Raw genomic sequence first — 23,040 nt, 5'->3', positions numbered from 1 at the left:
CTCCTTTAGATGGGTGGTCGATGGTCTCAGGCCTCGGTTTCGGTGGTGCCTTCGGCGGCAGCACGATGCGCGGCGACCTCGGCGTCGGCCGAGAGGGTCACGATACGCAGGACGCGGAAGCGCTTGAGGCGGCTCAGGGGACGGGTCTCCATGATCTCAACCTTGTCGCCGACGTGGGTCTCGTTCTTCTCGTCGTGCACGTGCACCACGGATTTACGGTTAATGACCTTCTTGTAGCGCGGGTGCGGGATCTTGTAGGGAATGGTGACCTTGACGGACTTGTCGCCGGAGCGGCTGGTGACGACACCGATGAGGGTCTTGCGGGCGTTGCGGGTCTCAGTGGACATGGCGTGTGCTTAATTGGTGCGGCCCTCAGGCGGCGGCGGTTTTTTTCTCGGTGAGGATGGTTTCCATGCGCGCAATGTCCTTACGGAGGGCGCGCAGCTCGTGCGGGCGTTCGATCTGCCCGGTGTGCTTGCGCAGGTTGAGCTGCAGCAGCGCCTCGCGGGTTTCGCGGAGCTTGGTCTCGATCTCAGTCGGCGAGAGTTCGCGGATGTCTTTGGCTTTCATGACGGGTTGATCGAGGGATTAGATGTTCGTGTCGCGAACGATGAAGCGACAGTGGAAGGGCAGCTTGGCGTCGGCCAGGCGGCAGGCTTCCTTGGCGATGGACTGCGGCACGCCGGCGAGCTCGAAGAGCACGGCGCCGGGCTTGATCATCGCGACATAGTGATCGACGGAGCCCTTACCGGAACCCATGCGGACTTCCGCGGGTTTCGAGGTGACGGGCTTGTGGGGGAACACGCGGATCCAGATCTTACCCTTACGCTTGAGGTGACGGTTCATGGTCACACGAGCGGCTTCGATCTGACGGCCGGTGAGAGGTCCGCGGGTCAGGGCTTGGAGGCCGAATTCGCCGAACGCGATGGTGTTGCCACCCTTGGCGTTGCCGGCGTTGGAGCCTTTCATGACCTTGCGGTATTTGGTGCGGGAAGGTGCGAGAGCCATTGGTCTTGTCTCCTATTGTTGAATACAGCGGGCGCGACGCCTTAGGCGGGCTGGTTGCTGTCGGCTTCCGGCTTACAGATCCAGCACTTGACGCCGATCTTGCCGTAGACGGTGTTCGCCTCGGCGAAACCGTAGTCGATGTTTTCACGCAGGGTGTGGAGCGGAACGCGGCCCTTGCGCTGCCACTCCCGGCGGGCGATGTCCGAACCACCGAGACGGCCGGAGCACTGGATACGGATACCTTCCGCACCGAGGGCCATGGCGATCTCAACCGTGCGCTTCATGGCGCGACGGAAGGCGATGCGGCGCTCGAGCTGGAGGGCGACGTTCTCGGCAACGAGCTGCGCCTCGATCTCCGGCTTCTTGACCTCCTGGATGTCGAGGAGGATCTCTTTGCCGGTGAGCTTGGAGAGCTCGTCCTTGATCTTCTCGATCTCCTGGCCCTTGCGGCCAATCACGATACCCGGACGGGCGGTGTAGATCTTGACGCGGACGCGGTTGGAGGCGCGTTCGATGAAGATGCGCGGCACGGAAGCCTGCTTGAGCTTCTCCATGAGTTTCTCACGGATCAGCGCGTCCTCACGGATCAGCGTGGGGAAGTCTTTTTTGTTCGCATACCAGCGCGACTGCCAGTTGCGGCGGACGGCGAGACGGAAACCGATAGGATTGGTTTTTTGGCCCATGGAAGTAGCTTTAGGAGTTGGAGCCGTCCGAGAGGACGATGCGGATGTGGGACATACCCTTGCGACGCGGCTTGGCGGTGCCACGGGCACCGGCCTTGAAGCGCTTCAGCACAGGGCCTTGCTCGATGAGGGCGCGATGGACGATGAGATCGTCGGCCGAGACGTTGTTGTTGTTCTCGGCGTTGGCGATGGCGCTCTTGAGCGTCTTGGCGATGAGACGGGCGGACTTGCGCGGAATGATCGAGAGGAGACCGACAGCTTCCGGGGCCTTGCGGCCTTGGATGGTGCGGGCCACCTCGCGCATCTTCTGCGGCGACATGCGCGCGTAGCGGGTGAGGGCTTGGACTTCCATGTTGGTGGTGAGGATTCCCCGGGAGGGGCGACAGCAGCGGGACCGTGCAGCGGACCGCCCTGCCCTTTTGTTGATTACGAATGAAGGTGTGGTTGAAGAACGAGGAACGTTATTCCTTGCGGGTCATGCCGCCATGGGAACGGAAGGCGCGGGTCGGAGCGAACTCGCCCAGCTTGTGGCCAACCATGTTCTCGGTGACGTAAACGGCGGTGAACTGTTTGCCGTTGTGCACATTGAAGGTGAAACCGACAAACTCCGGGGTGATGGTGGAGCGACGGGACCAGGTTTGGATGGGCTTCTTGGCGCCGCCGGTGTTGTTCGCCTTCTCGATTTTCTCGATGAGGTGATAGTCGACGAAGAAGCCTTTCTTGATGGAACGGGCCATGGGAAATCAGGGCTGAATGCTTATTTCTTACCGCGCGGCTTCTTGCCGTCGTGGCGAACGAGGATGAGGCTGTTGGAAGCCTTGGAGCGCTTGCGGGTCGGGAAGCCCTTGGCGAGCTGCCCCCACGGCGAGACAAGGTGCTGACGACCGCCACCGCCCTTGGACTTACCGTTACCACCACCGTTCGGGTGATCGACGGGATTCATCACCATACCGCGAACGCGGGGGCGACGACCGAGCCAGCGATTGCGGCCGGCTTTACCGAGGGATTGGCGATTGTGGTCACCATTGCCGACTTCGCCGACGGTGGCGCGGCACTTGGCGTTAACGAGGCGGATTTCGCCGGAAGGCAACTTGATCTGCGCGTAACCATCTTCGGTGATCGCGACCAGTTCGACGGCCGTGCCGGCGCCACGCGCCATCTGCGCACCACGACCGGGCAGGAGCTCGACACAGTGGATGCGGGTGGACGGCGGGATGAGGGCCAGCGGGTAGTTGTTGCCGACGTTGAAGTCGTTGATCGTGGCGGTGGTGCCGGCGACGATCTTGGTGCCGACCGCGAGACCATCGGGAGCGATGATGTAGCGCTTCTCACCGTCCTCGTATTGCACGAGAGCGATGTGGGCGGAGCGGTTCGGATCGTATTCGAGCGCGACGACTTCGCAGGGCTGGTCGAGACGATCGAGGCGCTTGAAGTCGATGCGGCGGTAGAGCTGCTTGTGACCGCCACCCCGACGACGCGAGGTGATGCGACCATAGGCGTTGCGGCCACCGGTCTTCGGCTTGGGCTCGGTGAGGGCCTTTTCCGGGCGCTTCTTGGTCAGGCCCTTGGAAGAGCTGAGCGAGGTGAAGCGCTGGGAAGCGGTGGTCGGGCGATGATTATTGATAGCCATGGGATGATATCTCCAGGTTGGGTGATCGGGCTTAGACGAGCTCGATCTTGTCGCCGGCCTTCAGCGTAACGATGGCCTTCTTGAAGTCGGATTTCTTGCCCGGACGGCCGGTGCGGCCGCGGGTGGTCTTGCCGAGGTAGTTTTGCACGTTCACGCGCTTGACCGTGACCTTGAAGGTCTGCTCGACGGCGGCCGCGATGGCTGCCTTGGAGGCGGTCGGGAACACCTCGAAGGTGTATTGGCCCAACTCGGCGGATTGCGCGTTGGACTTCTCGGTGAGACGGACGGTTTTGAGAACTTTGTCGGCTTGCATCAGTTTGCACCTCCGTTGACGCGGGCGAGGATGGCCTCGAGCGCTTTGGAGCTGACGACGATCTTGGCGTATTGGGCCAGATCGAGCGGGTTGAGCTTGGCGGCTTCCTGGAAAGAAACGCGCTCGATGTTGCGGGCGGCGAGAACCGTGGTGTCGGCGAACGGGGCGTCCACCAGCAGCACCTTGCCCTCGGGGGCGATGCGGCCGATGATCTCGTTGGCAACTTTGGTCTTGGCCGGGCTGACGGAGAACTCCTCGATCACGGCGACTTCGCCGGCGACGGCGCGGTCGAACAGAGCGCGGGAGAACGCGAGCGCCTTCACCTTGGAGTTGATCTTCTTGGAATAGTCGCGGGGCTTCGGACCGTGGGCGCGGCCACCACCGACCCAGATCGGGGAACGGGTGGAACCGTGACGGGCACGGCCGGTGCCCTTTTGGCGCCAGGGCTTCTTGCCTCCGCCGGAGACATCACCGCGCGTCTTGGTGCTGCGGGTGCCTTGACGGTTGTTGGCGTTGATCGCGACGATCGCCTCCTTCAGCGCCTGCAGGCCTTTGTCGCCTTCAAACGTCGGGAGGGAGAACTCTTCTTCACGGCTGTTGGTGCCGTCGGGAGAATAGACAGTGAGTTTCATGGTTGCGTGTTCTCCTTATCAGGCGGCGGCCTGTTTTTGACCCTTGATGGCCGAACGCACGACGACGGTGTCGCCGTTGGCGCCGGGAATGCAGCCGCGGACGAGAAGAAGGTTCTTCTCGGCGTCAACTTGGACGATGCGCAGGTTCTGCACGGTGCGACGCTTGCTGCCCATGTGGCCGGGCATCTTTTGATTCTTCCACACGCGACCAGGAGTCTGGCGCATACCGACCGAACCGATGCGGCGGTGGAACATGGAACCGTGCGAGGCGGGACCACCCGCCACACGGAAGCGCTTCACGACGCCGGCGAAACCCTTACCCTTGGAAACGCCGATCACGTCGACCAATTGGCCGGAGGTGAAGGCTTCCACGGTGACGGTGTCACCGGGTTTGGCTTCGGGGGCGTCGGCGAGGCGCACCTCATCGAGGAGGCGCGGGGCTTGCTCGAGGCCCGCCTTTTGGGCGTGGGCGAGCTCGGCCTTGGAGGTGTTCTTGACCTTCTTGGCGGAGTAGCCGAGCTGAACGGCGTTGTAGCCGTCGGATTCGACAGTCTTGACCTGGACCACAGGGCAGGGTCCGGCTTCGACCACGGTGACCGGCACGAGGACATTGTTGTCATCGTAGACCTGAGTCATGCCGATCTTCTTACCGATAATGGTGTTGATCATGGGCTAAGTGGTAGGTGGAGGGTTTCCGTTTGGTTTAGACCTACATTAGCGATTCCGGCGGTTTGGCCCGTCGGAGGTGCCGCTAAACTGTTGGTGAAACTGTTACTGGGTGATGCGCAAAAGTGGGTTGCGGATCAGACGTTGATGGTGATGTCGACGCCGGACGGGAGGTTGAGCTTCTTCAGCTCGTCGACCGTCTGGGCGGTGGGCTCGATGATGTCGATGAGACGCTTGTGCGTGCGGGTCTCGAACTGCTCCATCGACTTCTTGTCGACGTGCGGGGAGCGGTTGACGCTGAGCTTCTCGATGCGGGTCGGCAGCGGGATGGGACCCGAGACGCGGGCGCCGGAGCGCTTGGCGGTCTCGACGATCTCCAAGGCGGATTGATCGATCACACGGTAATCGAACCCCTGGAGCTTGATGCGAATGCGTTGGCCTTTCATGGCGGGTATAAAGAACGAAGGTTAGGTGCGGGCCGGAGCGCGCGTGGAGGACTCCACAATCTTGGTCAGGACCTGTTGCGGAACCTGCTCAAAGTGCGAAGGCGTGATGGTCGCGCTGGCGCGGCCCTTGGACAGCGAGCGGATGTCGGTGACGTAGCCGAAGAGCATTTCGAGCGGGACTTCGGTGTCGACGATGGCGGCACCGGCTTTGCTCTGCATGCCGTTGACGCGGCCACGACGACGGTTGATGTCACCGATCAGATCACCCTGGAACTCTTCCGGAGTGGTGACTTCCACCTTCATAATCGGCTCAAGCACGATCGGGTTGGCGGCCTTCATCGCTTCCTTGAAGGCGAAGATACCCGCCATCTTGAACGCGATTTCGGAGGAGTCGACCGGGTGGAAGGAACCGTCGATGATGGTCATCTTGACGTCCACGACCGGATAACCGGCGACGACACCGTTGTTGCAGGCCTCCATGAGACCGTCGGTGGTGGGCTTGATGAATTCCTTCGGGATCACGCCACCAACGATCTTGTTGATAACCTCGATGCCCTTGCCCTTTTCGTTCGGCTCCATCGTGATGACGGCGTGGCCGTATTGGCCCTTACCACCGGACTGGCGAACGAACTTACCTTCGCCGTTGGCGGTGCCGAGAATGGTCTCGCGGTAAGCGATCTGCGGCTTGCCCGTGGTGGCCTCGACTTTGAACTCCCGCTTCATGCGGTCGATGATGATGTCGAGGTGCAGTTCGCCCATGCCGGCGAGGATGGTCTGACCGGTCTCTTCGTCGGTCTTGACGGAGAGGGTCGGGTCCTCGGCAACGAGACGCTGCAGCGCGGTGCCCATCTTTTCCTGGTCGGCCTTGGAATTCGGCTCGATCGACATCGCGATAACCGGCTCCGGGAAGGACGGTGGCTCAAGACGGATGTCGAAGTCGGCGTCGCACAGGGTGTCACCAGTGATGATGTCCTTCACGCCGACGACGGCGCAGATGTCGCCGGAATAAGCCACGTCGATCTCGTCACGGTCCATGGCGCGCATGAGCACCAGACGGGAAACGCGCTCGGAACGGCGGGTGCGCGGATTGTAAACCGGGGTGCCTTTCTTGAGCTGACCGGTGTAAACGCGATAGAACACGAGCTTACCGACGAACGGGTCGGTCCAGAGCTTGAAGACAAGGCCAGCGAGTTTGCCGGCGTCGTCGACCTCGGCGATAACGGTCTCGCCATCGCTGTCCTGGCCCTTGATCGGCGGAAGGTCGATCGGGGAAGGCAGGTAGTTGACGACGGCGTCGAGCAGACGCTGCACACCCTTGTTCTTGAAGGCGGAGCCCGGCATCACGCCGGTGAACTCGAGCGAGATGGTCGCCTTGCGAACGGCGAACATGATCTCCTCAACGGAAAGCTCTTCACCTTCGAGATACTTCTCGGCGAGGTTGTCGTCAAAGTCGCACAGCGCCTCAATCAGCTTTTCGCGATATTCGGCCGCCTGGTCCTTGTAGTCCTCGGGGATCTCGGTGGTCACCGGCTTCAGGCCGAGCGGATCCTCTTCCGTGCCGAAAATGTAGGCGACGTTCTGCACCAGATCGATGAGACCGGTGAAGTTTTCCTCGGCGCCGATCGGAATGCACAGCGGATGAGCATTGGCTCCGAGCTTTTCACGCATTTCGGTCACCGCGGTAAAGAAGTCAGCGCCGACGCGGTCCATCTTGTTGACGAAAGCGATACGCGGCACGCCATACTTGTTGGCCTGGCGCCAGACCGTTTCGGACTGCGGCTGCACCCCGGCCACCGCGCAGAAAACGGCGACGGCGCCGTCGAGCACGCGCATGGAACGCTCCACCTCGGCGGTGAAGTCCACGTGCCCGGGAGTATCAATGATGTTGATACGCTGCTTGATGCCCTGCCAAGGACCGCAGGAAGCGTCCCAGGCGCAGGAAATGGCGGCGGCGGTGATGGTGATGCCGCGCTCCTTCTCCTGAGCCATCCAGTCGGTCACGGTGTCACCTTCGTGCACCTCACCGATCTTGTGGACGGCGCCCGAGTAGAACAGAATGCGCTCGGTCGTGGTGGTCTTGCCCGCGTCAATGTGCGCGGCAATGCCAATATTACGGGTCCACTCCAGCGGGAAGGGACGCTCTTTGGCGTTAACCTTGTTCGCTTTGGACCGTTCGGTGACGACCTTGATGACGGGATTTTCGTCGGACATGGAAATTCCTTACCAGCGGAGGTGGGCGAAAGCGCGATTCGCTTGAGCCATCTTGTGGGTGTCTTCCTTCTTCTTCACGACACCACCGGTGTTGTTGTAGGCGTCGATGATCTCGTTCGCGAGAGCATCGCGCATGGTGATCCCCTTGCGGGAGCTGGCCGCGGTGACGATCCAGCGCAGCGCAAGGCTCTCTTGGCGCTCGTAGGAAATCTCAACCGGCACCTGGTAGGTGGCACCGCCGACACGGCGGCTCTTGACCTCGAGACGCGGACGGGCGTTCTCGAGCGCACCAATCAGGAGGTCGACCGGGTCACCCTTTTCGAGCTTCTCGGAAACCTTCTCGAAGGCACCGTAAACAATGCGCTCGGCGAGGTTCTTCTTCCCGTCCTGCATCACCACGTTTACGAGGTGGGCAACGAGGGGGCTGTTGTAGCGAACGTCAGGATTGACCTTGCGCTTGGTGGCTCTGTGTCGGCGTGACATGGTCTTAAGTGTTAAAGATTATTTCTTATCCTTCGGGCGCTTCACGCCATACTTGGAACGGCTGCGACGACGCTTCTCCACGCCGGTCGCATCGAGGGCACCACGGACGATGTGGTAACGAACACCCGGAAGGTCCTTCACACGACCACCGCGCACGAGCACGATGCTGTGCTCCTGCAGGTTGTGGCCCTCGTCCGGGATGTAGGAGATGACTTCATTGCCGTTGGTCAGACGGACCTTGGCCACCTTACGGATGGCCGAATTCGGCTTCTTCGGGGTGCGGGTCATGACCTGCACGCAGACGCCGCGGCGAAAAGGGTTGGCGTCGAGGGCAGGCGACTTGGACTTCGCCACGATCTGGCGGCGTCCTTTGCGCACAAGCTGGTTGATGGTCGGCATGTCTGAAACGAGGGTGTGAAGTTGAGAAAAGAGGCGAAACGTGGAGAGCCGCCAAAAGCTGATCAAGCAATTTTTGGCGAAAAAGAAGCAGGCCGCGCGACGACCCGTTATTTGGACGTCTCGCGATAGGAAAAGCGCTTCGGCAGAGAGGTGCTGAACGCTGTTTTGTGGAGAAAAGGAGGGAGATCGCACAGATTCGCGCGGCGAAAGACAAGCTCGGAAATCACCTAGCGAGTGGATTTGTCGCACTTCCCTCCCCGCCCGCACCGACCGGCGCTAGCAGGCCTTCAGCGCAAAGTCGCTAAAAACGCCTCCACTGCGGCTCGGAATAGCTCGGGTTGATCAGCGAAAACCTGGTGCCCTGCCCCGACTACCACCTCGACGCGAACATCGCTCAGTGCCCGCTGATAGGCTTCGCATGCGGAGCTCGGCACCAGGTCCCGGTCACCGTGAAGGATGAGAACCGGTGCGCTGACCTGCCGTAACGCGCCACGATAGTCGTGGCGCCGCCCCATACTGAGATATTGTGCGTGGGTCATCCAACCGCCAGTCGCCGCTCGATCAGGCCCCGAGAGCAGCGCGTCCACCCCGATCGCCTTTCCGAAGTAGTCAGCAAAGGTGTTATTGAACTCCCGCATCTCGTCGTCCGTGCGCTCGAGGAGCCTCGGGAAATCGAGATACTCAGCGGCAAATTTCCGGTAAGCCACCCGGGTGCTGGGCTCCTGACGTTGCCCTACGAGGTCAAAAAGATCCGGTCCCTCGCCCGGCAACAGCAACAGATTCGCGGGCGCCACGAGGATGAGACCACGCACCCGTTCAGGGAACTCCGCGGCGTAGAGTGCGGCCAGAAACCCGCCGTAGGAATGACCCAGCAACACCACGGGTTCATCCGTTCCATTCACCACGGCGCGTCTCACCCGCTCAATGTCGGCCAACTGCGCCGCCAATCCAAGTTGGCGATCAAGGTCCTGCATCTGGGCGTAGGGACTATCGCCAACAGGCCGAACAACGGGGCGGCTCGACCTTCCGCAACCGCGTTGGTCGTAATAGATGAAACGATAGGAAACGCCCAGTGGCTCCAAGGCAGCGATCGGCTCGATAAATGGATGCCCCGGTCCACCGTGCAGCACGATGACCGGTGCACCTTCCCCGGTGGCGAAGTGGTGGATCTTCACGCCGTCCTCTGTTTCCCACGCGCGGTTCGGATCTGCTTCCGAGGTAGGCTTGAAGGACACAATACGAGTGTTGGCCAAGCTACCCGGCTCGTAAAACGGACGACCCATCCACCACCAAATCATCCCACCCACCGCGGCGACCAGGACGGTGATCACGATCGCACCGCTCCAAATGACTCGCTTCCAGTTGCATCGAACTTTCATGCGCCGAGCTTAGTGCAACGGCGAGACCCCGGCTTGATTGGGATTGCGCAGTTCGACCGCGACGAAGTCCGAAACGCGACGACACCTTGCGATTGGGGCAAAAAAATCGCCCGGCCGCGAAGGCCGGGCGAATAAAGACCGCGGAGCTAGGCTCTACACGGTCTTTTTGGCGGGAGGGATTGAAAAGGTCTGAGGTCCCCTCCCCTTTGACAAGCACTTAATTGTCCCAGAAATAAAAAAGCGCCCGACCGGTTAAGGTCGGGCGCATAAGTGTTTAGGCAGCGAGGCTCGCCTTAGCTGGCTTCCGTGGACACCGCTTCGTCCGCGAGCTCCTCAGAGCCAAACGGCAGGCTGATCTTGAGCTTCTTGTAGGAAGGCAGACCCGTGCCAGCCGGGATGAGGTGACCCATGATCACGTTCTCCTTGAAGCCCTTCAGGTTGTCGACCTTGCCGAGGGTGGACGCATCGGTCAGCACGCGGGTCGTCTCCTGGAAGGAGGCGGCGGAGATGAACGATTCGGTTTCGAGCGAAGCCTTGGTGATGCCCAACAGGATCGGCTCGGCCTCGGCCGGCTTGCCACCGGCCTCCTCGATGCGACGGTTGTCGGCGAGGAAGGTCGAACGGTCCACCTGCTCGCTCCAGAAGTATTCGCTGTCACCCGGATCGGTGATGCGCACCTTGCGGAGCATCTGGCGGATGATGATCTCGATGTGCTTGTCGTTGATGGTCACACCCTGGAGGCGGTAAACCTCCTGGACCTGCGCGATGAGGAAGTCGTAGAGCGCGGACGGGCCGAGAATCTCGAGGATTTCGTGCGGGTCAGCGGAGCCTTCGGTGAGGTGCTGGCCCTTGTAGACCACGTCGCCGGGTTGCACGATGATGTGCTTGCCGGGAGCGATGAGGTGCTCCTCTTCCTGCTCGGTTTCCTCGTTGCGGACGACCAGCTTGCGTTTGCCGCGGAGGGTGCCCTCGAAGGACACGACGCCATCGACGCGGGCCATCTCGGCGGCGTCCTTCGGGCGACGAGCTTCAAAAAGCTCGGCCACCCGCGGAAGACCACCGGTGATGTCCTTGGTCTTGGACGCCTGACGCGGGGTCTTGGCGAGCAAGGAACCCGGGGCGATGATGTCACCCTCGTTGACGGCGATCTGCGCGCCGACCGGAATCGCATAGGACGCGAGCGGCTTGTTGGCCTCGTCGCGAACCTCGATTTGCGGATTCAGGTCTTCCTTGTGCTCGATGACCACGGTCGCGATGCGGCCGGAGGCTTCGTCGAGTTCGCGCTTCACGGTAACGCCGGGGATCATGTCCTTGAAGACGAGCGTGCCGCCCTTTTCGGAGAGCACCGGAACGTTGTAGGGATCCCACTGCGCGAGCAGGTCGCCCTTGCCGATTTCTTCACCATCACCGACCGGCAGGTAGGAACCGACCACGATGTTGTAGGTTTCGAGCTCACGCTCCTCGGCATCCACGATCTGGATCGAACCGGTCTTGTTGAGCACGATGGAGGCGCCATCGGCGGTCGGCACGAGACGGAGACCGCGATACTTCACGGTGCCGCTGTTGCGCACGCGGATTTCAGGATTCTTGAAGCCGCCGGACGCCACACCACCGATATGGAAGGTGCGCATGGTCAGCTGGGTGCCAGGCTCACCGATGGACTGGGCGGCGATGATGCCGACCGAGTCACCAGTCTTGGCGACCTTGTTGGTGGCCGGGTTGATACCATAGCTCTTGCCATCGATGCCGTGACGGCTGGTCGAGGTGAGCGGGGACATGACCTTCACGCGCTCGACACCGGAGTCGACGATCACATCGGCCATTTCCTCGGAGATGAGTTCGCCGGACTTGACGAGAATCTCCTCGGGGCTGAGCGGATTGAAGACGTCATCGCTGGAGCAGCGGCCCACGATACGTTCCTTGAGGCCGACGATCTCGTCGTCGCCCTCGTAGATGGCCTTCTTCCAGATACCGTCGCGGGAACCGCAGTCTTCCTCGGCGATGACCACATCCATGGCCACGTCGCAAAGCTTACGGGTGAGGTAACCGGCGTCAGCGGTCTTGAGGGCGGTATCCGCCAGACCCTTACGGGCGCCGTGAGTGGAAATGAAGTATTCGAGAACGGTGAGGCCTTCGCGGAAGGACGATAGAATCGGGCGCTCGATGATTTCGCCAGAGGGCTTGGCCATGAGGCCGCGGGTGCCGCACAGCTGGCGAACCTGCTGTTTGTTACCACGGGCGCCGGAGTCCATCATGATGTAAACCGGGTTCACTTCCTCGCGACCGTCGTTGCCCTGGAGAATGCCGAACACCTCCTTGGCGATCTTGTCGGTCGCGCCGGTCCAGATGTCGACCACCTTGTTGTAACGCTCGCCGTCGGTGATGATACCCTTGGCAAACTGCGCCTCAACTTCGGCGATCTTCTTCCGGGACTCCTTCACGATGTCCTTCTTCGCGTCGGGGATGATCATGTCATCGATACCGATCGAAATACCGGCCTGGAAGGCGGTCTGGAAACCGAGTTCCTTGAGCTTGTCGAGGGAAACGACCGTCTCAGCCTCATTGGTCACCTTGTAGGTGTTGAGGATAATGTCGCCCAGCTTGCCCTTCGGCACCGGGAAGTTCACGAAACCGAGTTCCTTCGGCCAGATCTGGTTGAAGATCACCCGACCAACGGTGGTGCGGAGCACCTTCTTTTCGGAGTTGCCGTAAACCGTGCCTTCGACGCCGCGATCAGGATTCGGGAGATCGACCCAATCGTGCACCGTGAGGGCGCCATCGTCCTTGGCGAAGAGCACTTCCTGCAGGTCGGCCATGAGCGGCACGCGCTGGTCCTTGGCCGGCTTGGTGCGCGGCTCGAGGGTCAGGTAGTAGGCGCCCAAAACGATGTCTTGCGACGGCGTGAGGATCGGCTTGCCGGAGGACGGCGAGAAGATGTTGGAGGTCGCCATCATGAGGAGCTTGCACTCCATGATGGCTTCGAGGGACAGCGGCACGTGCACGGCCATCTGGTCACCGTCGAAGTCGGCATTGTAAGCCGTGCAGACGAGCGGGTGAACGCGGATCGCCTCGCCCTCGATGAGGACCGGCTCGAAAGCCTGGATGGAAAGACGGTGCAGGGTCGGCGCGCGGTTCAGCAGCACCGGATGGCCCTTGGTCACTTCCTCGAGAATGTCCCACACTTCCGGGGACTTCTTTTCGATCATCTTGCGAGCACCACGAACGGTGTGCACGAAGCCAAGTTCCTTGAGGCGGCGAATGATGAACGGCTCGAAAAGCACGAGCGCCATCTTCTTGGGCAGACCGCATTGGTTGAGCTTGAGCTCCGGACCGATGACGATGACGGAACGGCCGGAATAATCGACGCGCTTGCCGAGCAAGTTCTGACGGAAGCGGCCCTGCTTGCCCTTGAGCATGTCGGAGAGCGACTTCAGCGAACGGTTACCGGCACCAGTGACGGGGCGGCCGTGACGGCCGTTGTCGAAGAGGGCGTCGACCGACTCCTGCAGCATGCGCTTTTCGTTATGGATGATAACGTCAGGCGTCTTCAGCTGCATGAGGTTCTTCAACCGGTTGTTGCGGTTGATCACGCGGCGGTAGAGGTCGTTGAGGTCGGAGGTCGCGAAACGGCCGCCTTCGAGCGGAACGAGCGGGCGCAGATCCGGCGGGATGACCGGCAGGACTTCCAGCACCATCCACTCCGGGCGGGAGTTGGAACCGATGAAGCCTTGAATGACCTTCAGGCGCTTCGAGAGCTTCTTCTTGATCTGCTTGGAGCGGGTGGCGCGCATCTGCTCCTGCAGCTCCACCACGGTGGACTCCATGTCCATCACTTGGAGGCAATCGCGCACAGCTTCCGCACCCATCTTGGCAACGAAGGAATCATCACCGTATTCGTCGAGGGCCTGACGGTATTCGACGTCGGTGAGGAGCTGCTTCTGCTCAAGCGGGGTCTTGCCCGGGTCCACGACCATGTAGTTCTCGTAGTAGATCACGCGCTCAAGCGAGCGGGCGGTCATGTCGAGCAGGAGACCGAGGCGGCTCGGCATGCTCTTGAGGAACCAGATGTGGGTGACGGGGACGGCGAGCTCGATATGGCCCATGCGCTCGCGACGCACGCGGGCGATGGTGACTTCCACTCCGCAGCGATCGCAAACGACATCCTTGTATTTGATGCGCTTGTATTTGCCGCAGGCGCACTCGTAGTCGCGCACCGGGCCGAAAATCTTCTGACAGAAGAGACCACCCGGCTCGGGCTTGAAGGTGCGGTAGTTGATCGTCTCGGGATTCTTGACCTCACCCTTGGACCAGCTGCGGATCGTCTCCGGAGCGGCCACGGTGATGGAAACGCAATCGAACGGGTTCTCATCCACGCCAAGGGCAGAGCGAGCTTCCTCGCGGGCTCCGGCGGCGACTTCGTTGGGTTGAATGCTCATGTGTTCGTGCTTCCTGGCAGTTGATTAGAAGTTGCTGGCGCGAGTCTGGATCGACGCGGCGGAAGGCGGCTGCACCGGCGTCAGGTTGCCGAGTGCGTCCTTCTTGTTGAGTTTGATATCCAAGCCGAGGGATTGGATTTCCTTGATCAAAACGTTGAACGATTCCGGCGTGCCGGCCTGCAACGTGTTGTCACCCTTGACGAGCGACTCGTAGATCTTGGTGCGGCCCTGCACGTCGTCCGACTTGACGGTGAGCAGCTCCTGCAGGGTGTGCGCGGCGCCGTAGGCCTCCAGCGCCCACACCTCCATTTCGCCGAAGCGCTGGCCACCGTATTGGGCCTTGCCGCCCAAGGGCTGCTGCGTGACGAGGGAGTAGGGACCGACCGCACGAGCGTGAATCTTGTGCGAGACCAAGTGATTCAGCTTCATCATGTAGATGTAGCCGACCACCACCTGCTGATCGATCTTCTCACCGGTGCGACCGTCGAAGAGCACAGACTTGCCGGAGTTCGGCAGACCGGCGTCCTTGAGGTAGTTACGCACCTGCTTCTCGGGAATACCGTCGAAGACCGGGGTGGCGACCTTGATGCCCAGCTTGTCGCAGGCCCAACCGAGGTGGGTCTCCAACACCTGTCCGACGTTCATGCGCGAAGGCACGCCCAGCGGATTGAGGCAGATCTGGATCGGGGTGCCGTCCGGGAGGTAAGGCATGTCTTCCTCGGGCACGATCTTGGCGACCACACCCTTGTTACCGTGACGACCGGCCATCTTGTCACCGACCTGGAGCTTCTGCTTGGTGGCGACGTAGACCTTGACCTGCTTGATGGCGCCGTTGCCGGCGTCCTCACCGGACTCCACGCCGGCGACCTTGCGCTCGCGGTCGGCGTCGAGTTCGTCGAACTTCGACTGGAAGGAGCCGATGATCTCCATGATCTTGATGCGAACCGGGGACGGGTCGATCTCGACGTGCTTGGAGACGGCGGCGAGCTTGCGCAGGAGGGTCTTGGTGATCTTACGGTTGGCCGGGATGATGATCTCGCCGGTGTCGCCATTGATGACGTCGAGCGGGATCTTCTCACCGAGGAGGATGTTGGAGAGGGACTCGGTCAGCGCTTCGCGCAGCTTGTCCATTTCGGTCTTGTAGGACTCCTGGATCTGCTTGATCTGGCGACGACGGTCAGAAGGCGAGAGCTTCTCCTTCTCAAAGTCGACGCGGCTGGAGACCTTGACGTCCATCACGATACCGGTGGCGCCAGACGGAACGACGAGGGAGGTGTCCTTCACGTCGGCGGCCTTCTCGCCGAAGATGGCGCGGAGAAGTTTCTCTTCCGGCGCGAGTTCGGTCTCGGACTTAGGCGTGATCTTGCCGACGAGGATGTCGCCCGGCTTCACCTCTGCACCGATGCGGATGACACCGTTGTGATCGAGGTTCTTGAGGGCTTCCTCACCGACGTTCGGGATATCGCGGGTGATTTCTTCCGGACCGAGCTTGGTGTCGCGGGCGGTGACTTCGAATTCCTGAATGTGGATCGAAGTGAAGATGTCTTCCTTCAGCACCTTCTCGGAGATGAGGATCGCGTCTTCGAAGTTGTAACCGTTCCACGGCATGAACGCGACGAGCACGTTGCGACCGAGGGCCATCTCGCCCTTCTGGGTGGACGGACCGTCGGCGATGATGTCGCCGGTTTTGACCTTCTGGCCCTTGTCGACGACCGGCTTCTGATTGAAGCAGGTGCCGGCGTTGGAACGCATGAACTTGCGCAGTTCGTAAACGCGAATGCCGTTCTTGTGGTCGCTCTTCGGGTTCTTCTCGAAATTGCGGGGCAGCTCACCATCGCGGGAAACCACAACGCGCTTCGCGTCGACAGAGGCGACGATGCCATCCTCTTCGGCCACGGCGACGATCTTGGAATCGCGGGCGACGCGCTCTTCGATACCGGTGCCCACGAACGGGGACTCGGCTTGGAGGAGCGGCACACCTTGGCGCTGCATGTTCGAGCCCATCAGCGCGCGGTTGGCGTCGTCGTGCTCGAGGAACGGAATCATGCCGGCCGCGATCGAGATGACCTGCTTCGGCGAAACGTCCATGTAGTTGACGTCAGAGGCGTCAACTTCGAGGAACTCGCCGTCCTGACGGACGGTGACCTTGCCGACGAAGTTGTTCTTGTCGTCCAACTCGGAGTTGGCCTGGGCGATGATCTTCCCCTCTTCCTGGTCGGCCGTGAGGTAATCGATTTGATCGGAGACTTTGCCTTCCTTCACCAAACGATACGGCGTTTCGATGAAGCCGAACTCGTTGACGCGGGCGTAGGTGGAGAGGGAGTTGATCAGACCGATGTTCGGACCTTCCGGGGTCTCAATCGGGCAGATACGGCCATAGTGCGAAGGATGCACGTCGCGCACCTCGAAGCCGGCGCGCTCGCGGTTGAGACCACCCGGCCCCAGCGCGGAGAGACGACGCTTGTGCGTCACCTCGGCGAGCGGGTTGATCTGGTCCATGAACTGGGACAGCTGCGAGCGGGCGAAGAAGTCGCGGATGACCGTGGTGAGGGCCTTCGGGTTGATCAGCTTCTGCGGCGTGATCGAATCGACGGATTGATCATACATGGTCATGCGCTCACGCACGAGACGCTCGGTGCGGGCGAGACCCACGCGGCACTGGTTGGCGAGCAACTCGCCGACGGTGCGAACGCGACGGGAACCGAGATGGTCGATGTCATCGACGACACCCTCACCCTTCTTGAGGCGGACGAGATACTTGGTGGCGGCAGTGACGTCGCCGGATTCGAGCGTGCGTTGCTCGAGGTCGACCGACAGACCGAGCTTCTGATTGACCTTGTAACGGCCGACGCGGCCGAGGTCGTAGCGCTTCGGGTCGAAGAAGAGACGCTTGAGGAGAGCCTTGGCGTTGGCGGTCGTCGGCGGCTCGCCGGGACGAAGGCGCTTGTAGATTTCCTTGAGGGCTTCCTCCTCGTTGCGGGTCGGGTCCTTCTTGAGGGCGCGGATGATGGCACCTTCGTCGATGGAGGTATCGATCACGCGGATGACGGAGATGTCGTGCTTCTCGAAGGTGCGGACGATCTGCTTGGTGAGCGGCTCGAAGGCACGGGCGAGCACCACACCCTGCTGGGCATCGATGGCGTCCTCCACGAGCACGAGATTGGAGACGTTCTCCATGTCCAGCGCCTGCGAGACCGACAGTTCCTGGATCTCGTAGAACAGATTCAGGATGTCGACATCGCTGGAGTAACCCACGGCGCGGAGCAGCGTGGTGATGAGGAACTTGCGCCGCCGACGACGGCGGTCGAGGTAGACGTAGAGGAGGTCGTTGTTATCGAACTGGACCTCGAGCCACGTGCCGCGGTCCGGAATGATGCGGAAGGAGTGCAGCGGCTTGCCGTTGGCGTGCGGGGTCACCTCAAAGGCGATACCCGGCGAACGGTGGAGCTGGGAGACAACGACGCGCTCGGCGCCGTTGATGATGAACGAGCCGCGCTCGGTCACCATCGGGATTTCGCCCATGTAGATCTCCTCGTCCTTGATGAAGTCTTCCTCGCGAAGGCGGAGCTTCACGTAGAGGGGCACCGAATAAGTGATGCCTTCGCGGAGGCACTCGATCTCGGAGTTCTTCGGGTCACCAATGGTGTAGGAGACGTATTCGAGGGTCAGGCGACCGTCGTAGGACTCGATCGGGAAGACCTCGCGGAACACCGCTTCCAGGCCCTGATTCAGACGCTGCTTGTCCGGGGTGCCTTTTTGCAGGAATTCGAGATACGAGCTGATCTGGAGTTCGATCAGGTTCGGCGGCTGAAGCACTTCGCGGAGTTTACCGAAGTTGATTCGATCGGCTTGGTTTTTGCGGACGGCCATGGGTGTTCCCGGTTATGTTGATGGAATGAAAAAAGTGGTGGCAGCTCGGCGGAGCCGCCCTCCCCGCCCCTCAGACAGACCCGCCAATCCGGCGGTCAAATTGAGGCGAAACTGACGGAAAAAGAACGGAACGAGAAAAGGCAAAGGACAGGCCGCGTGCAGACACGGCCTGTCCCGAAGTAAACGGACGATTTTCGTCGGATTGAGACAAGCGGCAGGGCCTTACTTGAGCTCGACCTTGGCGCCGGCGGCCTCGAGCTTCTTCTTGATCTCTTCGGCTTCTTCCTTCGAAGCGCCTTCCTTGACGGGCTTCGGGGCGCCTTCGACGAGGTCCTTGGCTTCCTTGAGGCCGAGGCCGGTGATGCCACGGACTTCCTTGATGACGTTGATCTTCTTGTCACCGGCGTTGGCCAGGATGACGTCGAATTCGGTCTTCTCCTCGGCGGGAGCAGCAGCGGCGCCGCCAGCGGCGGGAGCTGCGGCCACGGCCACGGGAGCAGCGGCGGAAACGCCCCACTTCTCTTCGAGGTCCTTGACGAGGCCGGCGATTTCGAGAACCGACTGGCCGGAAAGCCACTCGATGACTTGGTCTTTGGTGATGTCGCTCATGATATGATCTCCTGCTTCCAAATAGCGGCCTCAAACCGGAGGCGCGTTTAAGAGACGTATCTCCTATTTAGTCGCGGTTGATTTTTTGGGCTTTCATCAGGCGCGCCCAACGTGAAGTCGGCGCGCTGTTGAAAAGGGTTGGGTTAAAATGGTGATGGTTGGAATTACTCCTCGCCGCCTTCGGCGCGGACCTTGGCCTGCAACACATTGGCCAGATTTTGGGCCGGGGCGTTGAGCAGGCGGACGAACATGGTGCCGGGCTGGTTGAGCAGACCGAGCAACTGGGCGCGGAGCGCCTCGAGGGACGGCAGCTCAGCGAGGGCTTTGACGTCGTCGGCCGAAATGACCTTGTCGCCGAGGATGGCGGATTTCACTTCGACCTTCTTCTTGTCCTTGAAGAAGGCGGTGACGGTCTTGGCCGCACCCGGAGAGTTGTTGCCACCGACGATGATCGCGGTCGGGCCGCTGAGGGAATCATCGACCTCGGGCAGACCGAGAGCCTTGGCGGCCACGCGGAAGGAGCTGTTCTTCACGACGTGGAACTCGGCGCCGTCGGCGGCGAGCTTGTCGCGGAGTTCAGCGGTCTCTTCAACCGTGATACCGGCGTAGTTGGTCAGGATGACGTAGTCGGACTTCTTGAGGTGGGCCTCGACCTCGTCGATGAGGTATTTCTTTTCAACGCGCATGTCGGGATCCTCAGAATTGGTTGTATTCGGTGCTGGCGACGCGAACGCCCGGGCTCATGGAAGCCGAGATGGAGACGTTCTTGATGTAGGTGCCTTTGACGGCGGCCGGACGGGCTTTGCCCACGGCCTCGATGACGGCCTTGGCGTTCTCCACGATCTGGTCGTTGGAGAAGGAACGCTTGCCGATGCCCACGCCGATGTTGGCGGTCTTGTCCATCTTGAACTCCACCCGGCCGGCTTTGACGGCCTTGATGGCGGACTCGATGTCGTCGGTGACGGTGCCGCTCTTGGGATTCGGCATCAGGCCCTTGGGACCGAGCACTCGAGCGATGGTGCGGACGGACTTCATCGCTTCCGGAGTCGCGATGGCGACGTCGAAGTCGAGCCAGCCTTCCTTGCACTTGTTCATCATGTCTTCGAGACCGGCATGGTCGGCGCCGGCGGCGAGGGCGGCTTCGGCGTTCTCGGTGAAGACGAGGACGCGCACCTTCTTGCCCGAACCGTGGGGCAAGGGCGTGGTGCCGCGCACCATCTGGTCACCCTGCGTCGGGTCGACCGTGAGACGGAAGGAGAGTTCAACGGTCTCGTCGAACTTGGCCTTGGGGAAGTTCGCCAGGGCCTTGACGGCGTCGGCGAGCGCAAACTCCTGCTTCAGATCGGTGCTGGAAGCGGCGGAGCGATATCGTTTGCTGTGTTTCTGCATTATGGACTCCTTGCGGTGCGAACGTTCCGGGTGGAACTCCCGCGGTGAGTTGGATTACGGGTGAAATACGGTGTCGCTTAGTCGACGACCTCGAGGCCCATGTTGCGGGCGGTGCCGGCGATGATCTTGACGCCAGCGTCAACGTCGCGGGCATTGAGATCGTTCTTCTTGATCTCGTAGATCTCCTCGAGCTGCTTGCGGGTGACCTTGCCGACCTTGTCGAGGTTGGGTTTGGCGGAACCGGAGGCGATGTTGGCGGCCTTCTTGAGCAGCACCGCGGCGGGCGGCGACTTGAGGATGAAGGTAAAGGACTTGTCGGTGTAGACCGTGATGACGACCGGCAGGATCATGCCGTTCTGGTCCTTGGTCTTCGCGTTGAACTCCTTACAGAACGCCATGATGTTGACGCCCTGGGCACCGAGCGCGGGACCGACGGGAGGAGAGGGATTGGCGGCGCCAGCAGGCAGCTGGAGACGAATGTAACCTTGAATCTTCTTAGCCATGGAGGTGAATGAATTGGCGGGTGATGAGTGACGTTGGTGGGACTTGCTGAACGTCGGCGGTGAGAAAGAGGCGTCGCGTTACTCGGTAATGCGTTCCACCTGCCAGTATTCGAGCTCGACCGGGGTGAACCGGCCGAAAATGGAAACGGAGATCTTGAGCTTGCCGCGCTCGGGATCGATTTCGTCGATGCGACCGGTGAGGTTGGCAAAGGCGCCGTCGGTGATCTTGACGTTTTCGCCCACTTCGTAGGCGACCTTCGGCACTTCCTTGCCGCTGGCGGCCTCGATGCGGGCGCGGATTTCATCCACCTCGGACTGACGGAGGGCCGCCGGGCTTTCCCCGCCAACGAAGCCGATCACGCCGGTGGTCTCTTTGACGAAATACCACGGCTTGTTGATCAGCTTCTTGTCCTCGCCGTAGAGGCGCATGTTGATGAACACGTAACCCGGGTAAAGTTTGCGGGTCTTAGTGCTCTTCTTGCCGTTCTTGACCTCGGAAACGACCTCGGTCGGGAGCAGCACTTCAAAAATGTAGTCGTCGAGTTCCTCCGCCTTTTTGAACTTCTCAATATACGTCTTCACCTTGCCCTCCTGGCCGGAGAGCGTGTGGAGCGCGAACCATTGTGCGCTGGCGGGGGCGGTGCTGGTGGACTCGGACATGTGGTTTAGCTGACCCAGGAGGTGAGCAGGTCGACGACTTGATACAGCGCGAAATCGCTGATGCTGGTGAAGACACCCAGAATAACCGCAGCGATGATCACCACGATGGTGGAGTCGCGGAGTTCGGTGCGAGTCGGCCAAGAGGCCTTCTGGAGCTCGCCAATCATCTCACCGAAAAAGATACGGGTGCTGCGGAATGGGTTTTTCATCAGACAGGAAAGTGGCAGGCGCGGAGGGACTCGAACCCCCAACCGACGGTTTTGGAGACCGCTACTCTACCAATTGAGCTACACGCCTTTGGGATAGTTATTCTTTAGACGACGCAGCCGAGGCCCCTTTGCGAGGCCTCGGCGGTCGGTGAAACGACTGAAACGGTTTATTCGGTGATCTCGACGATACGACCGGCACCGATGGTGCGACCGCCCTCGCGGATGGCGAAGCGCTGGGTCTTCTCCATGGCGATCGGGCAAATCAGCTCGATGTCGACGGAAACGTTGTCACCAGGCATGACCATCTCGACGCCCTCGGGGAGGGTGATGACGCCGGTCACGTCGGTCGTGCGGAAGTAGAACTGCGGGCGATAGCCGTTGAAGAACGGGGTGTGACGGCCACCTTCGTCCTTACCGAGCACGTAGATCTCGGCCTTGGCCTTCTTGTGCGGGGTGATGGACTTCGGGGCAGCGATGACCTGACCGCGCTCGATGGAGTCCTTGTCGACACCACGGAGGAGGAGACCAACGTTATCACCGGCCTGGCCGCTATCGAGCAGCTTGCGGAACATTTCAATACCGGTGACGACCGTGTTGGCGGTGTCCTTGATACCGACAATTTCGACCGGCTCGTTGAGCTTGACGATACCGCGCTCGATACGACCAGTGGCAACGGTGCCACGACCGGTGATCGAGAAGACGTCCTCAACGGACATCAGGAACGGCTTGTCGGTCTCGCGGGCCGGCTCCGGAATTTCGGCGTCGATGGCGTCCATCAGGTTGCCAATCGCTTCGGCACCACCCGGCTTGCCTTCGAGAGCGGCAGTGGCGGAACCACGCACGATCTGGGCATTGTCGCCGTCGAACTGATACTTGGAGAGGAGTTCGCGGATCTCCATCTCGACGAGCTCGAGGAGCTCTTCGTCGTCGATGAGGTCGACCTTGTTGAGCCAAACCACGATCTTCGGCACGCCAACCTGACGGGCGAGGAGGATGTGCTCGCGGGTCTGCGGCATCGGGCCGTCAGCGGCGGAAACAACGAGGATGGCGCCGTCCATCTGGGCCGCACCCGTGATCATGTTCTTCACGAAGTCGGCGTGGCCGGGGCAATCAACGTGAGCGTAGTGACGGTTGGCCGTCTCATACTCAACGTGAGCGACGGAAATGGTCACGATCTTGGAAGCATCGCGCACGGTGCCGCCCTTCGCGATGTCCGCGTAGGACTTGAATTCCGCCAGACCCTTGTCGGCCTGAACCTTGAGGATAGCCGTGGTGGTGGTGGTTTTGCCGTGGTCGACGTGGCCGATGGTGCCGACGTTGACGTGCGGTTTGGTGCGCTCGAATGTGCCTTTAGCCATTTGGGTTGGAGACGATTGTTATATACGTGTGAGGAGAATGTGTTTTTTGGCGTCGTCTACATGGAGCCCAGAACCAGAGTCGAACTGGCGACCTCACCCTTACCAAGGGTGTGCTCTACCAACTGAGCTATCTGGGCGACACGAGACTTCGTCAAA

Annotated in this window: 24 protein-coding genes and 2 tRNA genes; all 26 read right to left on the bottom strand. The window is 61.0% G+C overall.

Annotation, left to right across the window (positions count from 1 at the left end):
- Positions 1–26: 26 nt before the first annotated feature.
- Positions 27–347 (bottom strand): 30S ribosomal protein S17, encoded by a 321-nt coding sequence (gene rpsQ / locus AC0MRV_RS04470; RefSeq protein WP_472763230.1) that lies wholly within the window; start codon positions 345–347, stop codon positions 27–29.
- Between the two features lie 25 nt (positions 348–372).
- A complete protein-coding gene (gene rpmC / locus AC0MRV_RS04465; protein WP_472763229.1) occupies positions 373–570 on the bottom strand; it encodes a 50S ribosomal protein L29 in 198 nt (65 codons plus the stop codon).
- A gap of 18 nt (positions 571–588) precedes the next feature.
- Complete coding sequence (gene rplP, locus AC0MRV_RS04460) at positions 589–1,008, bottom strand: 50S ribosomal protein L16 (protein ID WP_472763228.1); 420 nt, start codon at positions 1,006–1,008, stop codon at positions 589–591.
- Positions 1,009–1,049: 41 nt separating this feature from the next.
- Entirely contained in the window at positions 1,050–1,691 is a 642-nt protein-coding gene (rpsC, locus tag AC0MRV_RS04455; protein WP_472763227.1) for a 30S ribosomal protein S3, read from the bottom strand.
- 10 nt (positions 1,692–1,701) lie between these two features.
- Positions 1,702–2,043: a 50S ribosomal protein L22 gene (rplV, locus tag AC0MRV_RS04450; protein WP_472763226.1), complete on the bottom strand. Its 342-nt coding sequence runs from the start codon at positions 2,041–2,043 to the stop codon at positions 1,702–1,704.
- Between the two features lie 109 nt (positions 2,044–2,152).
- Positions 2,153–2,428, bottom strand: coding sequence for a 30S ribosomal protein S19 (gene rpsS, locus AC0MRV_RS04445; protein WP_472763225.1), 276 nt, complete (start codon positions 2,426–2,428; stop codon positions 2,153–2,155).
- Positions 2,429–2,448: 20 nt separating this feature from the next.
- A complete protein-coding gene (gene rplB, locus AC0MRV_RS04440) occupies positions 2,449–3,321 on the bottom strand; it encodes a 50S ribosomal protein L2 (RefSeq protein WP_472763224.1) in 873 nt (290 codons plus the stop codon).
- 31 nt (positions 3,322–3,352) lie between these two features.
- Positions 3,353–3,634: a 50S ribosomal protein L23 gene (gene rplW, locus AC0MRV_RS04435; RefSeq protein WP_472763223.1), complete on the bottom strand. Its 282-nt coding sequence runs from the start codon at positions 3,632–3,634 to the stop codon at positions 3,353–3,355.
- Entirely contained in the window at positions 3,634–4,266 is a 633-nt protein-coding gene (gene rplD / locus AC0MRV_RS04430; RefSeq protein WP_472763222.1) for a 50S ribosomal protein L4, read from the bottom strand. The genes rplW and rplD overlap by 1 nt, the downstream gene beginning before the upstream one ends.
- 18 nt (positions 4,267–4,284) lie before the next feature.
- Positions 4,285–4,935 carry a 50S ribosomal protein L3 gene (gene rplC, locus AC0MRV_RS04425; protein WP_472763221.1) on the bottom strand — a complete coding sequence of 217 codons (651 nt, stop codon included), beginning with the start codon at positions 4,933–4,935 and terminating at the stop codon, positions 4,285–4,287.
- Positions 4,936–5,069: 134 nt separating this feature from the next.
- Positions 5,070–5,378 (bottom strand): 30S ribosomal protein S10, encoded by a 309-nt coding sequence (gene rpsJ / locus AC0MRV_RS04420; protein ID WP_096055068.1) that lies wholly within the window; start codon positions 5,376–5,378, stop codon positions 5,070–5,072.
- Between the two features lie 21 nt (positions 5,379–5,399).
- Positions 5,400–7,589: an elongation factor G gene (fusA, locus tag AC0MRV_RS04415; RefSeq protein WP_472763220.1), complete on the bottom strand. Its 2,190-nt coding sequence runs from the start codon at positions 7,587–7,589 to the stop codon at positions 5,400–5,402.
- Positions 7,590–7,598: 9 nt separating this feature from the next.
- Complete coding sequence (rpsG, locus tag AC0MRV_RS04410; RefSeq protein ID WP_472763219.1) at positions 7,599–8,072, bottom strand: 30S ribosomal protein S7; 474 nt, start codon at positions 8,070–8,072, stop codon at positions 7,599–7,601.
- 18 nt (positions 8,073–8,090) lie between these two features.
- Positions 8,091–8,471, bottom strand: coding sequence for a 30S ribosomal protein S12 (gene rpsL / locus AC0MRV_RS04405; RefSeq protein ID WP_221030064.1), 381 nt, complete (start codon positions 8,469–8,471; stop codon positions 8,091–8,093).
- 287 nt (positions 8,472–8,758) lie between these two features.
- Positions 8,759–9,850 carry an alpha/beta fold hydrolase gene (locus AC0MRV_RS04400; protein ID WP_472763218.1) on the bottom strand — a complete coding sequence of 364 codons (1,092 nt, stop codon included), beginning with the start codon at positions 9,848–9,850 and terminating at the stop codon, positions 8,759–8,761.
- A gap of 293 nt (positions 9,851–10,143) precedes the next feature.
- Positions 10,144–14,286: a DNA-directed RNA polymerase subunit beta' gene (rpoC, locus tag AC0MRV_RS04395; protein ID WP_472763217.1), complete on the bottom strand. Its 4,143-nt coding sequence runs from the start codon at positions 14,284–14,286 to the stop codon at positions 10,144–10,146.
- A 24-nt stretch (positions 14,287–14,310) separates the two neighbouring features.
- A complete protein-coding gene (gene rpoB / locus AC0MRV_RS04390; protein WP_472763216.1) occupies positions 14,311–18,156 on the bottom strand; it encodes a DNA-directed RNA polymerase subunit beta in 3,846 nt (1,281 codons plus the stop codon).
- A 222-nt stretch (positions 18,157–18,378) separates the two neighbouring features.
- Positions 18,379–18,765: a 50S ribosomal protein L7/L12 gene (gene rplL, locus AC0MRV_RS04385; protein WP_472763215.1), complete on the bottom strand. Its 387-nt coding sequence runs from the start codon at positions 18,763–18,765 to the stop codon at positions 18,379–18,381.
- A 164-nt stretch (positions 18,766–18,929) separates the two neighbouring features.
- Positions 18,930–19,451, bottom strand: coding sequence for a 50S ribosomal protein L10 (rplJ, locus tag AC0MRV_RS04380; RefSeq protein ID WP_472763214.1), 522 nt, complete (start codon positions 19,449–19,451; stop codon positions 18,930–18,932).
- Positions 19,452–19,461: 10 nt separating this feature from the next.
- Positions 19,462–20,154 (bottom strand): 50S ribosomal protein L1, encoded by a 693-nt coding sequence (rplA, locus tag AC0MRV_RS04375; RefSeq protein ID WP_472763213.1) that lies wholly within the window; start codon positions 20,152–20,154, stop codon positions 19,462–19,464.
- Between the two features lie 77 nt (positions 20,155–20,231).
- Positions 20,232–20,657, bottom strand: a complete 426-nt coding sequence (gene rplK, locus AC0MRV_RS04370; protein WP_472763212.1) for a 50S ribosomal protein L11 — start codon at positions 20,655–20,657, stop codon at positions 20,232–20,234.
- Between the two features lie 78 nt (positions 20,658–20,735).
- Positions 20,736–21,317 (bottom strand): transcription termination/antitermination protein NusG, encoded by a 582-nt coding sequence (nusG, locus tag AC0MRV_RS04365; protein ID WP_221032145.1) that lies wholly within the window; start codon positions 21,315–21,317, stop codon positions 20,736–20,738.
- A gap of 5 nt (positions 21,318–21,322) precedes the next feature.
- A complete protein-coding gene (gene secE / locus AC0MRV_RS04360) occupies positions 21,323–21,526 on the bottom strand; it encodes a preprotein translocase subunit SecE (protein WP_472763211.1) in 204 nt (67 codons plus the stop codon).
- A 12-nt stretch (positions 21,527–21,538) separates the two neighbouring features.
- Positions 21,539–21,614, bottom strand: a tRNA-Trp gene (locus AC0MRV_RS04355).
- 79 nt (positions 21,615–21,693) lie between these two features.
- Complete coding sequence (gene tuf / locus AC0MRV_RS04350; protein ID WP_472763210.1) at positions 21,694–22,884, bottom strand: elongation factor Tu; 1,191 nt, start codon at positions 22,882–22,884, stop codon at positions 21,694–21,696.
- Between the two features lie 61 nt (positions 22,885–22,945).
- Positions 22,946–23,021, bottom strand: a tRNA-Thr gene (locus AC0MRV_RS04345).
- Between the last annotated feature and the right edge of the window lie 19 nt (positions 23,022–23,040).

The organism is Actomonas spartinae, assembly GCF_051209155.1.
Lineage (GTDB): Bacteria > Verrucomicrobiota > Verrucomicrobiia > Opitutales > Opitutaceae > Actomonas.
Note: the sequence above shows the minus strand (reverse complement) of the source record. Positions and strands in the feature narration are given on the sequence as shown.